Source organism: Bacillus sanguinis (genome assembly GCF_018332475.1).
GTDB classification, from domain to species: Bacteria; Bacillota; Bacilli; order Bacillales; family Bacillaceae_G; genus Bacillus_A; species Bacillus_A sanguinis.
The window spans coordinates 21,279-35,984 of record NZ_BOQB01000104.1 but is presented as its reverse complement, the minus strand read 5'-3'; the positions used below and the strand labels follow the sequence as shown (position 1 = coordinate 35,984).

The following is a 14,706-nucleotide window of genomic DNA, read 5'->3' as shown; positions in this document are numbered from 1 at the left end:
CGTACGAAACCGATAGCTCACTCTTTTTTATTGATTACTAACAGTAGATATTTTCTTTAGTGCCTGCTCTAAATCAGAAACGATATCTTCCCATGATTCTAAACCGACAGATAAACGTATTAAATTATCGTAAATACCCATCTCTTGTCTTAACTCAGCTGGAATCGCCGCATGCGTCATCGTTGCTGGATGCTGAATTAACGTTTCTGTATCCCCTAAACTTACGGCAATTGTAATAAAGTGAAGGTCATTGATAAACGCTTGCGTCTCTTCTTTCCCGCCTTTAATTGAGAAAGAAATTACGCCGCCGCCCCGTTTCATTTGGTGAGATGCTAACTCTCCTTCTGGATACCAAACACCTTCTACCGCATCATGATTTTTCAGAAACGATACAATTTTTTCTGCATTATCACAATGACGGTCCATTCTTACCGCTAACGTCTTTAATCCGCGTAACAATAACCACGCATCAAACGGTGCCATAATACCGCCGATATCTTTTCGCATCGGGCGAATTTTCTCAGCTAACGCTTTCGTTTTACAAATTGTTACACCCGCCACAACATCGCCATGACCACCAATATATTTTGTCGCACTATGAACAATCGCGTCACAACCTAGCTCAAGCGGTCTTTGTAAATAAGGTGAACAAAACGTATTATCAACAACGACAAGTAAGCCATTTCGCTTCGCAACCCGAATAACTTGTTTTAAATCGATTAATTTCATTGTTGGATTAATCGGTGTTTCAACGAAGATAACCTTTGTATTTGGACGAATTTTATTTTCGACATCAGCCTCTGTCTTCATATCACAAAACGAATGCGTAATCATAAATTTCTCTTCTAGCACTTCTAAAAAACCGTACGTGCACCCGTATAATCCATTTGAACAAATAATATGATCTCCAGCTTTTAGAAAACCAATTAACGTTGCTGAAATAGCTGCCATACCGGATCCAAAAGCAAGAGCTTCTTCCCCTCCTTCTAACACCGCCATACGTTCTTCAAATAATTTTACAGTTGGATTTCCAAGCCTTGAGTAAATATAAGACGGATCCACTCCCGCAAAACTCGCCTCTCCTTGCTCCGCGGTCTCAAATGTAAATGTAGACGTTTGGAATAAAGGTGGTGTCAAACTTCCCTTATGTTCCTCAGATGTATACCCGTGATGAATTAACGCTGTCTCCATATGCTTCTTTTTCATAAAAACATCCCCTTTTATGTTTTTACTGCCGCATATTCATCAACAAAAAATTAATGAACATTTTTTACTACATTTTATGTAAGCGTTTTATTTGTGTTTCTATCACTTCTTTTATATCGTTTTAAATTCCTTCTTGTTCATTTCCAAAATTTATATGCATAAAACAAAAACGTACTCGCTTGACGAAACTCTGGGTAAAAGATATAATAGCGTTTGTGTAAAATAAAAAGGCAGCCTTGTAATGTGAGTTTATCGTTTGTATTTTGTTCCTCTACGGAGGTGTATCTCGTAACTCCCTGCTGCTGGAGCGAAGGTACATGAAAACAAAATGCCCGTAAATATCGATTACGTCTGTTTTTATTTTACGTAAATAAAAACATTTTTAAAGGAGGAGTCAACTATGGCTCGTTATACAGGTCCAGCTTGGAAACTGTCTCGTCGTCTTGGAATCTCTCTAAGCGGCACAGGAAAAGAATTAGAAAAACGCCCTTACGCACCAGGTCCTCACGGTCCTAACCAACGTAAGAAACTTTCAGAATACGGTTTACAATTACAAGAGAAACAAAAACTTCGTCACATGTACGGCATGACTGAGCGTCAATTCCGTCGCACATTTGACCAAGCAGGTAAAATGCCTGGTAAGCACGGCGAAAACTTCATGATCCTTCTTGAAGCTCGTCTTGACAACTTAGTTTACCGTATGGGCTTAGCTCGCACTCGTCGTGCAGCTCGCCAATTAGTAAACCACGGTCACATCATGGTTGATGGCGCTCGCGTAGATATCCCATCTTACCGTGTAAAACCTGGTCAAACAATCAGCGTTCGCGAAAAATCTAACAGCCTTGTTGTTGTTAAAGAAGCGATCGAAGTTAACAACTTCGTACCAGAATACTTAACTTTCGATGCTGATAAATTAGAAGCTACTTACACTCGTCACGCTGAGCGTTCTGAGTTAGCAGCTGAAATCAACGAAGCATTAATCGTAGAGTTCTACTCTCGTTAATCTTGGTACTCTGAAAAGAGTCGTATTAAAAGCCTTAGGAACCTTGTTTATCAAGGGGCCTGGGCTTTTTTTATTTATGTATAATCATAGAAAAGAATACACAAAATAAAAAAAGAATGATACCACTTTAATATTATATTTCTTAATAAAATTTTTTCCGTGACAGACTTTAACCTATCTCACGTCAATAACACCTCAAAACACAACAAAAAGGACAGTAAAATTAACTATCCTTAAAGAGATTGTTCTATTTCTGCATATTCAATCCTTGAATACTCACCCAGAGCTTGCTCAATATTTATCTGTATCTCAATCAATTGATCAGTATGGTTCAAATTTAATACTAAGAGTTGATTATATGATATTTTAACCTGCAATTCCAAATTTTGCGATGTATGTCTATATAGTTTTGAAGATATTCTATTGAGTTGCATATCTAACTGATTAATTATCGGATCTATATTCAATATTCCGCTATCGGCATTCATCCGCATCTTTTTTTCATTCATAAAATTTTTTATTAATGATATCAAAGTTCCTCCCTCTTCTCTTATTTCCTTTAATTCTTGAATTCGTAAATTTACTAAAGTAGTGGATTTCCTATTTTTAGTTCCTTGTACCCATGTAACTGCCAGAGAAGTCAAAGTTGAAACAAATGTTAAAAATGATACAACCGCAGCTACACCAGCCCATTGAAAAATACCACTTTTATCAAAAAAAATGTCATACCACATAATATAATCACCGCCCTTTTATAACTTATTATAACAAAATATAGAAAAACAAATATAAAATATTCACTTTTTTATTTTGAGCATTTCTATCCATTCTCTACTATTCCTAACATTACAGCAACATCTATCATAAATCTTAAAACCATAATATTTACAAATAATACATAAAATCAATATAATTTAGAGGTTATTTCAAGGAGTCTTTTCATGAGTTATAACTTTTATCGGATAGAATTTCTATGATTTTATAAAAAACAACTAAATAAAAAGCCAATTCCATAAAAAAGAATCGGCTTTTTTGGTTAATTAAATTGAAATATTCCCCACACGTTTTAATTCACTTTTTAGGGACCACATAAACTTTTTATTTTTTATAAATAATAACCCATAACTAGATTCCCTATTCTCTATTTTTTTCACAATATATTCTATGTGACTACAATCATCTAGCACTGTCGCAATATCCATGTACTCTGCATCTGTATCCTTAGCTCCAGCTCCATCTAACTTTAATTGCTTTTTCACTGAATATTTTTGTTGTCCATAGAGAAGTATACACATTTTGTGAAAACAGTAGTCGAAAGTATCTGTATTAAAATGAAAGCCTACATTTTGTTCTGATGTTTGTTCGGCTGTTCTTTGCTCATCTTCTGTAAAATCTAAAACTAAATTTGCACTTACACTATTAAAACTCTCTATCGCTCTTTTAATTTGATAATCTTCATACCTTGTAACTAAAAACTTAATTAAAAATCCCGTACAAGCATGATGTCCTAACTCTATACTCTTTAGAATTGATTTCATGATTAAATGTATATCTTTTTGCACTATACTAAACTTTATAAATTGAAGCATTACGGATGATGGATCTTTTTTTGTAGAACGTTTAAAGACCTCTATCCTTTGTGTAATCGGATAAACAATATTACAGAGCACTTTTATATTTTGAGTTTCAATAATTATACGCATTAAATTTTCATAAATCTTTTCAATTTTATCTCTATCCAGATCTTTTAGCACCCGTAGCAAAATCCTAACCTTTTGCATATCGTCCATTTTATAATTTAAAATCAGTTCATTTAAACTCATATTGAATCGGGTATTCAAAGCTTGATTTTCCAAACCTGGCTTCAAATGATTCACATAAATTTCTAATGCCAATTTTGCTTTACTAATTTTATTTTCATTAAATAACATTGGAATTAATGAGATATGATTAACACAGAAAGTATTGTACACTCTTTCCATCACTTCAATTTTCTTTCTATCTATGTAGTTCCCTTCTTGAGCTTCCAAAAAAGCACCGTTATTAAATTTGATTATAGGGGCTTTAAGAGCCTTCAAATTTTCTATGAACATCTGATTCATATTGTTTTTGTTCATATACCCTAATATTTGATAAACACTCTCTATCTGCGCATGGATCCTTTTTTCTTTCTCTATAATCAATTTATATACTCTATCACTTGGATTATCTGAAGCATTAATAACATCTTTTAAATCATTTATCTCCTTTTCCAACTGCTTAATCGTGATATGCGACATTTGAGTTACATTGATGTTATTAAATGCTTGTAATAAAACAAAACCTAGCAACAAACTCGATAACAATACCGAAACCCACCAAATATCAATCAAAAAAACACTATATTCCCTTATGTCAACTTGATCTTTGATAAATACACCATATACATAGGTTGGAATAGCCAATCCAAGAAATAAATTCAATTTTATACTTTCAGATATTCCATTGATACTGGAAGGAGCAATTTGCTTCTTCTCTCTATATGAAAAGATGTACACCGTTAACGTTAATGGTAAAACATATTTAAACATATCAATAATTTTTTGCGCATTAAAAACTTTTTGTATATCTGTAAATACTCCTTTTAACCATACATAGTTTTCTAAGACTACGTAAAAAGGTGTTATTTTTGATAACTGAAATATCATTATACAAAGAACTAAGTATGCTAATATTAAAAATATAACTGTACCTCTTAATTTTGTTAACCACTCTAAGAATGTATGTCTGATTGATGTCAACTTCATTTTCTTTTTCGTATTCCCCTTCTACAAAAAAGCAGACAAGAAAATCTTGTCTGTTTTTTTAATGTTTTTTATAAAATTTCTCCATAGATTCATGAGAAATTTCTACGTCTCCGGATTCATCTTCTTTATATCCTTCTCTAGCTTCTATCCATGGAAGTTCTTGATGTGTTAATGCTTCCAAAAACTTTCCATCGTATCCCCCATAATTCTGCCAAACCATATCTAAAGTTTCTTTTTTCTTTTTGTTCTCACTGCTATTTAGTTCCTCAGGGAATTCTTCTGGCTGTATTTCAAAACGTCCAGCCCCCTTAAACACTGAATATAAGGACGGACAAACCGGACCATGAACCCATGCTTCAATTTTATCTTTGAATAAAGGTTGATCAATCCCGTTTAAAGCCAAATGCCAAGCTTGTGCATAATATGCGAGTTTTTGTAATTTTAAATGTGTTATGGAACGATCTGTATTAGGAGTACTTCGACTTAAAAAATACTGCGCAACCATTCTCGCATCGACTGTCATAATAAAGTCTCCCTTCTCTATTATATTTTCCTGCTATCTATATTTTACAACATTATTACAATAAAATCATGAAATCCATTTCTTTTTTCCAAGTATTACAAAAAACGCTATATCTTGTACTGTTATTTTAAAAACACTCTATATAAGGGAATAGTTTGTTATCTTCTCCAATAATTTCACTACAAAGTGACAACAAAAAAGAACACCGAATGAACTATATTCCCATTCAGTGTCCTTTTATAATTTATACCATTCTATTCGATTTAGTATTTCTTGTCAGTTCTAACACAACATTAGATCTATCATTTCTAAAGTTAGCTAGTGTACCTTCTTCTAAACCCTTCAATGCTTCAAACATCTCTTCACGTAAGCTTAATTGATACTCACTTGAAAGTTCTTCTAAAATGCTATTGCCATCAAAAACATCATTTTCAAGCAATATAAGAATTGATTTTTTAATTAAAACTGGACTTGCAAGCTTAGCTTAGATTAGCTACCTAATAATTCTTTTTCTCCAGCCATTATTTATTTAGTTATTTATCCATATTGATTATTTCTTGCATTCCATAATTAACAATACATATATTTTAAACGTTATATTTATATGATAAAAATTAATTTAAAGGCTTCTAGTATTGCAAATTCATATGAATGTATTTGTTTTCTGGATTTATTTGCTATAATTAAGTTGGTTAGGAGATGAATATTATGAACAATCCTTCATATTCTTTTCAAGAGTATTTAATTGCTGTCATCATACTTTTATTACCCAGTTTTATTATTTTCGCGTGTTTATTTCCAAAATTTCTTTTACTCTCTATTCTATTGTTCGCAATATTATTTTCATATTACGGGATCACTATACGAGTTTTAACAAATAAACTCAATTTACAATCGATGACTCCTATTTATCGATTATTAGCTTTTCTGCTTTCGCTATCATCATTTTTCCTTTTTTTAGGAGCAATACCCTATCACAAGGATACTTTTTTATTCTTACCAGTAACAAACCATATGGAAGAAATACTTTATTTAACAATTACGTATACAATTTTTGTTTTTTTGTTTTTTTTATTTGAAGTAATATTTTATCTTTATAAACATATAAAAAAACCAGAAAATATTACGAATAAACTTGACTGGATAGGATTCGCTATACGTCTTTTTGCAGCTCTCTTTATTACATTAATACTACCTGATATAGTTTTTGGAATACTTTACAATTTCACATTCAGTTTTTATGATAATACACTATTCGAAGGGGATATTTGGGAATTTATATACTTTAGTTTCCTTATCCACTTTGCATTACCTATTAATTCGGATAATCTCCAAAACTACGTAAAATTACTTAATGAGCACACATTAGCTAGGGTTCTTCAAATGATACATATTACTACCTGTAAATTCCTTGACTTAACATTCTTAGCTATTTTAATACAATACTTTTTAGGCTTTATAAATTTATTCACCATTAAAAACAATAAAGATTCATAAATAATTTTGCTTAGGTTAATTGATCTAAGCAAAATTATTTATAAACCATAACCCTAATCTTAAAAACATTGTCTGATGTTTACTCAAATAAAAACCTTCCTGCAATCACAACTTCCCTTATTTTTAAACATGTTATGTTGATTTAATTTGTAGCCAATCCGTAATAATTTTTCGTACTCTTAACAAGATTTTTTCCTGATTTTGAACAAACTCACATACTGATATATCAATCTTTTCTTCAACTAATCCAAATAGAAAAGATATCTCCTTACGAATCATCTTTAAATCATTTTCCCTTATGCCATAATGGAAAATATTATTTCGTAAGCTAGATGTATATAGTTTATTTATTGAATCAATTATAATAGTGATCTCTTCTTTTCTCTCAACTGCGCCATAATATCTTGAACTTTGTTCATCTGTTCTCATTAATTTCCCCAACGCTTGTACACTTGAATAACAACAGATAGACACTATCCTTTTATAAAGATTTGTTTCTTTGGATAATACTTGTGGTAAAATGGCCAGAACGTAATTTATGCCACATAAAATATTAAACAAAATAATATTAATATCATTGTCTACATCATTTCCAAACAACTTCATCCTATTTTCCAAAGAAAATCTATAGTCTTCATCCTTTATATTTATTTCTACCATCGGAATATTTGTTGGAATTACAAATCCATTCTCTCTCAAATACGTGCAAATAATTTGAGCCATTATTTCACCAAAACCTTTGAGTTCTTCTCCATTATCTAACTCATGCATTAAATTATTTACTATCATATTTGCCCTAAAAGTATTACCTACATATACATTTTCAAATTTATAACACCCAAAATTATCCTGCCCAAATACATTGATAAACATGTTTTGAAAACTGTTATAATCCTTAGTTAAATAATCAGCAAATAACGAAATTGATTCAGATACAGATTCAACTGTTTTATTGACCTTATTTATGACTTTTGTTTCAGCCCTAATCTTCATAATTTTACTAATTTCTTCTGAATGCCACCTTACTTGTTGATTCTCATCAAAGGAATCCAATACTCCAGAAATAATAATGCCTATATACGGAAGGAATTCAAATATTAAGCTACCATTATTACCCAACTTTTGGATAGTAATTATAGAATCCATGCAATCTGAAAGTAACAATCTTTGAGATGCCTCACTATGTTCCATACAAATCCTCCTGTTTATAACGGTTTATTTTTATCAATTTATCAGTTCACATTAATTATACTTGTTTCTTCTACAAACCCTCTATCAAATAGCTCACTTACTAAATTTGAATCCCATGCATACAAAAAAGCTACCGAAGACACCAAAACAGTTACTTCGAGTAGCTTTTATTTATATATATTAAAGTTATTTATTTTCCTCTTTCTGAACATATACATAAGCATCTTTCTGCTCTTTATGTATATCTACCTTCGAATTCTCTGCAAGCTGACCCGCATTTAGCAAAGAAAAAATAATGAGCGCTTCTAGTGACATTTTGTTTTACCACTCCTTTCTAGTTGTTATACATTTATCATACCGCTTACATGTGATTTCCGTATGAACTCGAAAAGGAGATTACAACAAAAAGGTTACAGGCATGTGAATGCACGCTATAATAACCATTAAATAGGAGGTGGATTCTTTTTGACAATAAACCAAATGGTTCAACTCGGAAGTTCATTTATGCTATTTATTACTTCCGCACTGATGAGTTGGTATCAGGGAAGTAATTTAATAGATAATCCTGATGAATGGAAATATAGCGCTAAATTTACGAATTACTTTAAAGGCACCGTTTCAAATTACGAAGATATTTATCAAATCGATTTCTTTATATATGCAGCAAAATTTTATCCAACAGCATTTATCGTTATGGTCATTAGCTTACTTTATATGCTTATATTAATTCTTTATACTCTATTTAAAAGAAAAGATCCGGCGATTTAAATCCATACATAAAAACCCCGAATCATAAACTTTTCAGCCTACAATTCGGGGTACTATTTGTTTTATATTCGTTTCTGATTAGTAACGAATTAAGAAATATTTCTTCTTACCGCGGCGAATGATTGTGAATTTACCTTCGATGCGGTCGTTTTCTGTTACAACGTAGTCTAATGCTTGTGTACGCTCACCGTTTACGTAGATTGCGCCGTTTGTTACATCTTCACGCGCTTGACGTTTTGATGGAGAGATTTTGCTTTCTACAAGTAAGTCGATTAATACTGTATCTTCTGCAGTACGTTCTACAGATGGTACGTCTTTGAATCCTTGTTCGATTTCACTTGCAGTCAGTTCTGCTACAGAACCGCTGAATAACGCAGCTGAAATTTTAATCGCTTGCTCTAATGCTTCTTCGCCGTGAACAAGTTTTGTCATTTCAGAACCTAATGCTTTTTGTGCTGCACGTTTTTCTGGTGCTTCAGCTACTTGCTTTTCAAGCTCAAGAATTTCTTCATGAGATAAGAATGTAAAGTATTTTAAGTATTTAACAACGTCACGGTCATCTGTGTTAATCCAGAATTGGTAGAACTCATAAGGAGTTGTTTTCTCTGGGTCTAACCAAATTGCGCCGCCTTCTGTTTTACCAAACTTCGTACCGTCAGATTTTGTAACAAGTGGAATTGTTAAACCGAATGCTTTCGCATCTTCTTCTGATTTACGGATTAATTCAAGACCAGCTGTAATGTTACCCCATTGGTCACTACCACCGATTTGCAGGCGGCAATTATGATTTTGGTATAAGTTTAAGAAGTCGTATGATTGTAAAATCATATAACTAAACTCAGTGAATGAAATACCAGTATCTAAACGAGACGCTACTGTATCTTTTGCTAACATATAGTTTAAACCGAAGTTTTTACCGATATCGCGTAAGAATGAAATGACATCTAAGTTACCAAGCCAATCATAGTTGTTAGCCATTGTTGCTGGGTTGTCCACGTTTTCGAACTCTAAGAAGTTTGAAAGCTGGTTTTTAATGCTTTCTGTGTAGTAAGCAACTGTATCTTTCGTATTTAATGTACGTTCTGCTTTTTTACCACTTGGGTCACCGATCATACCAGTACCACCGCCAACAAGTGCGATTGGTTGGTGACCAGCTAATTGGAAACGACGTAACATTAATACTGGTAACATATGACCGATGTGTAAGCTATCCGCTGTCGGGTCGAAACCACAGTATAATTTAACGCTTTCTTTTTCTAATAATTGCTCAAGTCCCTCAGCATCTGTTTGCTGATTAATTAGACCGCGAAATTCAAGATCTTGTAAAATACCCATATCCTACATACTCTCCTTTAAGTTCATTACTGGCGTGAAGGTTGAAAACATAAAAAAATCGCCCCTTCAAATAAGGGACGATTTTGATTATCGCGTTACCACCCTAGTTGCAGACAAAAAAAGCCTACCACCTTATTTACATAACGGCTTAGCACCGTCTTTTCCCTTTTGAATACAATTCAATCGAAAAAAGATGCTCTAGGGGCGTAATTCGCGATCATCTATGTGCTGATTTCCACCGACCATCAGCTCTCTAAAACAGGGAAATGATCACTACTTCTCCCTTTCCACGCTCAATTATTCATATACTTTTCTTTATACCATCATTTATATAGGCGTGTCAAATAAGGTCTGGATTTCTCTTCTTGCCAATCCTTTACAACGCCATAAAGAGTATCGTAATAAGAGAAAGAATTGGAACTCCAACTAATAGCGAGACATGAAACACAACTGATAAATCATTCCCAATCGTCGCCTCCACAGGATCTTTCGCCGGGGAACCAAGAAATCCGATTAATCGATCGAAGCGACTTACCGTTTTTGGAAAGTCCGGTACTTCTACATGGTCACTATCTAAATGTTGCTGCAATTTATATTCATTCTTAAAGGGATTTTCGCTCAATTTCATCCACCTCCAGCAATTGTTTCAATTTCTTTATTCCGTTATGAAGTCTCGACTTCACCGTTCCGACTGGAATATCTAATACCTCTGCAATTTCTTTTTGCTGCATGTCATGATAATAAGACAGGATTAGGACCGCTCTTTGCTCTTCTGGAACTTTCAAAATTGCTTCTCTTACTGTGAGCCGATCTTCGTGAGAAAATTCTTTTTCCGGAATCGGCACTAAAAATGGCAAAAGTGTACGCCACTTTTTTCTTCTATTTAATTTATTAACCATAAGACGATAACCAATTTGAAATAAATACGTTTTTATTTTTCCTTTTTCAAGTTCATACATATGTTTCTTTCGTTCTAACGTCAAAAACGTATCTTGGACAAGATCGATACTCAATTGTTCATCTCGATTAAATCGATACAAAAATGTGTATAGTGCTGGTTTGATTAAAACATATAGTTTTTCTCCCGCCTGTTTATCTCCATTTTTGTACGCAAGCATGAGCTCTTCCTCAATCCCAATCTGCGCCATGATTTTTGATCTCCTTTATTCCTTTTAACGTTAACGAAATACGGGAAATTAAATAGCAACTTGCGACAATAATCCATACTTGCGATTGATTCGTAAAAAATTGTACATATGGGTTTTGTATTGTCTCGCCGGTTGAAACTAAAATATTTAACGCTTGCACACATATACATGCATACACTGCCAAGCAAGCCGAAATCGTATCAAATACATTCCAGCGAAAATATACTTTTGTTTTCGTAAAATCAATTTTATATCCATTTTTTCTTACTATATGTTTTCTATCAAATGGAATAATGATTGAAAACATAACAATCATCATAACGCCAGCTGTAATCATTGATACTTTAAATCCGATTGGCATCGGTAATAGCAAACCACAAGAAAATACGACTATAATTCCAATTAAAGCAAAAGTAAGAAGTAATTTATTAGACATAAAAAAGCCTCCCTCATCTATTCTTTCATAAATGTATACAGACGAGGAAGGTGCTTCGTTCAAATATTATTTTATTTTTTTAATAATCTTCGCAGGATTCCTGCCAACTACTACATTGTCCGGCACATCTTTTAATACAACTGGATCAGTCGGTATATATATTTCTCCTAGTATCATTTTTTCTTTTTCTGTTTTCATTTTCTTCCCTCTTTATATGTAGGTTAAAGAGGGAAGAAAAAAGAAAGGTCTGAACGTTATTTCGTTCAGACCTTCCTCTCTTAATCTTCCATCGTTGATAAGTCACCTGTTGGTAAGTTTAACTCCCACGCTTTTAATACGCGGCGCATAATTTTACCACTTCTCGTTTTCGGTAATTTATCTTTAAATTCAATTTGTCTTGGCGCTGCATGAGCTGCTAGGCCTTTCTTTACAAATTGACGAATTTCTTCTTTTAATTCTTCTGATGGCTCGTATCCTGCTCGAAGCGCGATAAATGCTTTAATGATTTCTCCGCGAACTGGATCAGGAATACCAATTACACCAGCTTCTGCAACAGCAGCGTGCTCGATTAATTTACTTTCTACTTCAAACGGTCCAACGCGCTCACCTGACGTCATAATTACATCGTCAATACGTCCTTGGAACCAGAAGTATCCGTCTTCATCCATATAAGCTGAATCACCTGATACGTACCAATCTCCCGGCATGAAGTAAGACTCATATTTTTGCGGATTATTCCAGATTCCGCGCATCATGGCTGGCCAACCTTTACCAATTGCTAAGTTACCCATTGTGTATGGTGGCACTTCATTTCCTTCATTATCAACAATCGCTGCTTTCACACCTGGAATTGGTTTACCCATGGAACCTGGGCGGATTTCCATACAAGGGTAGTTACAAATAACTTGTCCACCTGTTTCCGTCATCCACCATGTATCATGAATACGAAGTCCAAATGCGTTCATACCCCAGCGAATTACTTCTGGATTTAATGGCTCACCAACGCTTAATACATGGCGCACTTGTGATAAATCATATTTTTTAATTGCATCTTGTCCAGCACCCATTAACATACGGAACGCTGTTGGTGCACTATACCAAACTGTTACACCGTAATCTTGCAGTGCTTCATACCAAGCTTCTGGGCTAAAGCGTCCACCTAAAACAACATTTGATGCTCCGACTAACCACGGTGCGAAAATGCCGTAAGCAGTTCCAGTTACCCAGCCTGGGTCAGCAGTACACCAATATACATCGTCTTCTTTTAAATCTAATACCCATTTCGCCGTTTGGTAATGCTGAACCATTGCGTTTTGCGCATGAAGCACACCTTTTGGCTTACCAGTAGAACCAGACGTATAATGAAGAATTAAACCATCTTCACGGCCTAACCATTCGATATGTAATTCTTTTGAAGCTTGTTCAAATAAAGGATTGAACGCTACCGTTTTACCGCCTTCTTCTACATTATCTCCAACAAGGAAGATTGTTTTTAAAGCTGGTAAATCATTTAATGGTACACGCTCTAGCAATTCAGGCGTTGTAATTAACACCTTCGCTTCGCTATCTTCTAAACGATCGCGAACTGCACCTTCCATAAATGCTTCAAATAACGGTCCAACAATTGCTCCTAATTTCACTGCACCTAAAAGTGCGAAATATAACTCTGGAGAACGTGGCATAAAAATAAAAACGCGATCGCCTTTTTCTACATCGCCATAGTTCTTAAGGACGTTTCCTGCTTTATTAGAAAAATCCTTCATTTCCTTAAATGTATATTTCTCTTTTCGCGATCCATCTTGATAATAAAGAGCTACTTTATTCTTTCGATCGGATTTCGCATGCTTATCAATTGCCTCATACGCCATATTTACTCGGCCTGTCTCATTCCAAGTAAAGTTTTTATTAACCTCTTCCCAGTTAAAATTCGCGTATGCCTCATCATAATTCGGCAAATTATTTTCTCCTTTAATGACAGGAAGCGTTTCTACTTTCATACTTTACATCCCCCTCCTATGTATTCTATTATCTATTATAATGACATTATTTAAAATTTTCAGTATATTTGTTGATTTTTAGACAAATTTTTAATGACAAATTTCGATTCACATCGCATATATTATAAAGTACGATATTAATAGATTCACAAACCCTCAAGGTGGTGAGCAATACATTGATTCATAAAAAAATATATAATGCTAGAAACTTGAAAACAGCGAAAGGCACTTTAATTATTGAAGGTCCTGTCTCTACACATAACTTAGAAATGTATGAATTTCATCCAGATTTAGTTGCGTTTCGTCCTGCCGAGCAGCAATATAAAGCAATTGTCGAAATTTCTAAATTACCAGAAGCTCGTCTCATTATTGCTAGACATGACCAAACGATTGTTGGATATGTTACATACTTGTATCCTGATCCACTTGAACGATGGTCAGAAGGAAAGATAGAAAACTTAATTGAACTCGGGGCGATTGAAGTTGTCCCTGCCTTCCGCGGTTGCGCTGTCGGAAAGAACTTATTAGAAGTTTCAATGATGGACGATTATATGGAAGATTACATTATATTGACGACTGAATATTATTGGCACTGGGATTTAAAACAAACAGGCTTAAATGTTTGGGAGTATCGAAAAGTAATGGAAAAAATGATGAATGCTGGCGGGTTACAATGGATGGCTACAGATGATCCTGAAATTTGTTCGCATCCTGCTAACTGTTTAATGGTCCGCATCGGTAAACGCGTTGATACGGATTCTATTCAAGCATTTGATCGTCTACGTTTTCACAATCGTTTTATGTATTAATAAAGGG

Annotated in this window: 15 protein-coding genes, 1 pseudogene and 1 other annotated feature; of the genes and pseudogenes, 4 read left to right on the top strand and 12 right to left on the bottom strand. The window is 33.9% G+C overall.

From position 1 onward, the window contains the following. Nucleotides 1-27: 27 nt before the first annotated feature. Nucleotides 28-1,206 carry a methionine gamma-lyase gene (megL, locus tag KI369_RS13155; protein WP_212956235.1) on the bottom strand — a complete coding sequence of 393 codons (1,179 nt, stop codon included), beginning with the start codon at nucleotides 1,204-1,206 and terminating at the stop codon, nucleotides 28-30. Nucleotides 1,207-1,606: 400 nt separating this feature from the next. Here megL and rpsD point away from each other — a divergent pair, with 400 nt between their 5' ends. After that, on the top strand, nucleotides 1,607-2,209 hold the full coding sequence (rpsD, locus tag KI369_RS13150; protein WP_000135316.1) for a 30S ribosomal protein S4: 603 nt from the start codon (nucleotides 1,607-1,609) through the stop codon (nucleotides 2,207-2,209). A gap of 233 nt (nucleotides 2,210-2,442) precedes the next feature. Here rpsD and KI369_RS13145 read toward each other — a convergent pair whose 3' ends face one another. The 3 genes from KI369_RS13145 to KI369_RS13135 all read right to left on the bottom strand — a co-directional run bounded on the left by KI369_RS13145 (nucleotide 2,443) and on the right by KI369_RS13135 (nucleotide 5,518). After that, nucleotides 2,443-2,943, bottom strand: a complete 501-nt coding sequence (locus tag KI369_RS13145) for a hypothetical protein (protein ID WP_212956234.1) — start codon at nucleotides 2,941-2,943, stop codon at nucleotides 2,443-2,445. 306 nt (nucleotides 2,944-3,249) lie between these two features. After that, entirely contained in the window at nucleotides 3,250-4,995 is a 1,746-nt protein-coding gene (locus KI369_RS13140) for a hypothetical protein (RefSeq protein WP_212956233.1), read from the bottom strand. 58 nt (nucleotides 4,996-5,053) lie between these two features. Further along, nucleotides 5,054-5,518, bottom strand: a complete 465-nt coding sequence (locus KI369_RS13135; RefSeq protein ID WP_212956232.1) for a Panacea domain-containing protein — start codon at nucleotides 5,516-5,518, stop codon at nucleotides 5,054-5,056. A gap of 708 nt (nucleotides 5,519-6,226) precedes the next feature. Here KI369_RS13135 and KI369_RS13130 point away from each other — a divergent pair. After that, on the top strand, nucleotides 6,227-7,015 hold the full coding sequence (locus KI369_RS13130) for a hypothetical protein (protein ID WP_212956231.1): 789 nt from the start codon (nucleotides 6,227-6,229) through the stop codon (nucleotides 7,013-7,015). Nucleotides 7,016-7,147: 132 nt separating this feature from the next. Here KI369_RS13130 and KI369_RS13125 read toward each other — a convergent pair whose 3' ends face one another. Both KI369_RS13125 and KI369_RS13120 read right to left on the bottom strand, forming a co-directional pair. Next, nucleotides 7,148-8,206 carry a hypothetical protein gene (locus KI369_RS13125; RefSeq protein WP_212956230.1) on the bottom strand — a complete coding sequence of 353 codons (1,059 nt, stop codon included), beginning with the start codon at nucleotides 8,204-8,206 and terminating at the stop codon, nucleotides 7,148-7,150. Between the two features lie 186 nt (nucleotides 8,207-8,392). Beyond that, nucleotides 8,393-8,521, bottom strand: coding sequence for a hypothetical protein (locus tag KI369_RS13120; protein ID WP_000050940.1), 129 nt, complete (start codon nucleotides 8,519-8,521; stop codon nucleotides 8,393-8,395). 150 nt (nucleotides 8,522-8,671) lie between these two features. Between KI369_RS13120 and KI369_RS13115 the strand changes: the two genes are divergently transcribed. Next, nucleotides 8,672-8,974 carry a YjdJ family protein gene (locus KI369_RS13115; protein ID WP_000154652.1) on the top strand — a complete coding sequence of 101 codons (303 nt, stop codon included), beginning with the start codon at nucleotides 8,672-8,674 and terminating at the stop codon, nucleotides 8,972-8,974. Between the two features lie 78 nt (nucleotides 8,975-9,052). On the opposite strand, the gene tyrS is transcribed toward KI369_RS13115, so the two are convergent. The 6 genes and pseudogenes from tyrS to acsA all read right to left on the bottom strand — a co-directional run bounded on the left by tyrS (nucleotide 9,053) and on the right by acsA (nucleotide 13,890). After that, complete coding sequence (tyrS, locus tag KI369_RS13110; RefSeq protein ID WP_000512075.1) at nucleotides 9,053-10,309, bottom strand: tyrosine--tRNA ligase; 1,257 nt, start codon at nucleotides 10,307-10,309, stop codon at nucleotides 9,053-9,055. Between the two features lie 70 nt (nucleotides 10,310-10,379). Beyond that, nucleotides 10,380-10,608, bottom strand: a binding site (T-box leader). A gap of 77 nt (nucleotides 10,609-10,685) precedes the next feature. Continuing rightward, nucleotides 10,686-10,931 carry a hypothetical protein gene (locus KI369_RS13105; protein WP_212956229.1) on the bottom strand — a complete coding sequence of 82 codons (246 nt, stop codon included), beginning with the start codon at nucleotides 10,929-10,931 and terminating at the stop codon, nucleotides 10,686-10,688. Beyond that, nucleotides 10,912-11,457 carry an RNA polymerase sigma factor gene (locus KI369_RS13100; protein WP_212956228.1) on the bottom strand — a complete coding sequence of 182 codons (546 nt, stop codon included), beginning with the start codon at nucleotides 11,455-11,457 and terminating at the stop codon, nucleotides 10,912-10,914. Before KI369_RS13100 ends, KI369_RS13105 begins: the two co-directional genes overlap by 20 nt. Beyond that, complete coding sequence (locus tag KI369_RS13095) at nucleotides 11,438-11,893, bottom strand: hypothetical protein (protein WP_071731406.1); 456 nt, start codon at nucleotides 11,891-11,893, stop codon at nucleotides 11,438-11,440. The genes KI369_RS13100 and KI369_RS13095 overlap by 20 nt, the downstream gene beginning before the upstream one ends. 66 nt (nucleotides 11,894-11,959) lie before the next feature. Then, nucleotides 11,960-12,034: pseudogene (locus KI369_RS29870) on the bottom strand (acetyltransferase); the annotation flags it as partial. Nucleotides 12,035-12,171: 137 nt separating this feature from the next. Continuing rightward, nucleotides 12,172-13,890, bottom strand: coding sequence for an acetate--CoA ligase (gene acsA, locus KI369_RS13085; protein ID WP_212956227.1), 1,719 nt, complete (start codon nucleotides 13,888-13,890; stop codon nucleotides 12,172-12,174). Nucleotides 13,891-14,066: 176 nt separating this feature from the next. Between acsA and acuA the strand changes: the two genes are divergently transcribed. Further along, entirely contained in the window at nucleotides 14,067-14,699 is a 633-nt protein-coding gene (gene acuA / locus KI369_RS13080) for an acetoin utilization protein acetyltransferase AcuA (RefSeq protein ID WP_063222474.1), read from the top strand. Nucleotides 14,700-14,706: the final 7 nt, after the last annotated feature.

Coding starts and splice junctions, on each gene's coding strand:
- KI369_RS13100 (WP_212956228.1), bottom strand. CDS start 11,457: ATGGCGCAGATTGGGATTGAGGAAGAGCTCATGCTTGCGTACAAAAAT.
- KI369_RS13140 (WP_212956233.1), bottom strand. CDS start 4,995: ATGAAGTTGACATCAATCAGACATACATTCTTAGAGTGGTTAACAAAA.
- KI369_RS13120 (WP_000050940.1), bottom strand. CDS start 8,521: ATGTCACTAGAAGCGCTCATTATTTTTTCTTTGCTAAATGCGGGTCAG.
- KI369_RS13125 (WP_212956230.1), bottom strand. CDS start 8,206: ATGGAACATAGTGAGGCATCTCAAAGATTGTTACTTTCAGATTGCATG.
- rpsD (WP_000135316.1), top strand. CDS start 1,607: ATGGCTCGTTATACAGGTCCAGCTTGGAAACTGTCTCGTCGTCTTGGA.
- megL (WP_212956235.1), bottom strand. CDS start 1,206: ATGAAAAAGAAGCATATGGAGACAGCGTTAATTCATCACGGGTATACA.
- KI369_RS13145 (WP_212956234.1), bottom strand. CDS start 2,943: ATGTGGTATGACATTTTTTTTGATAAAAGTGGTATTTTTCAATGGGCT.
- KI369_RS13130 (WP_212956231.1), top strand. CDS start 6,227: ATGAACAATCCTTCATATTCTTTTCAAGAGTATTTAATTGCTGTCATC.
- KI369_RS13135 (WP_212956232.1), bottom strand. CDS start 5,518: ATGACAGTCGATGCGAGAATGGTTGCGCAGTATTTTTTAAGTCGAAGT.
- KI369_RS13095 (WP_071731406.1), bottom strand. CDS start 11,893: ATGTCTAATAAATTACTTCTTACTTTTGCTTTAATTGGAATTATAGTC.
- acsA (WP_212956227.1), bottom strand. CDS start 13,890: ATGAAAGTAGAAACGCTTCCTGTCATTAAAGGAGAAAATAATTTGCCG.
- tyrS (WP_000512075.1), bottom strand. CDS start 10,309: ATGGGTATTTTACAAGATCTTGAATTTCGCGGTCTAATTAATCAGCAA.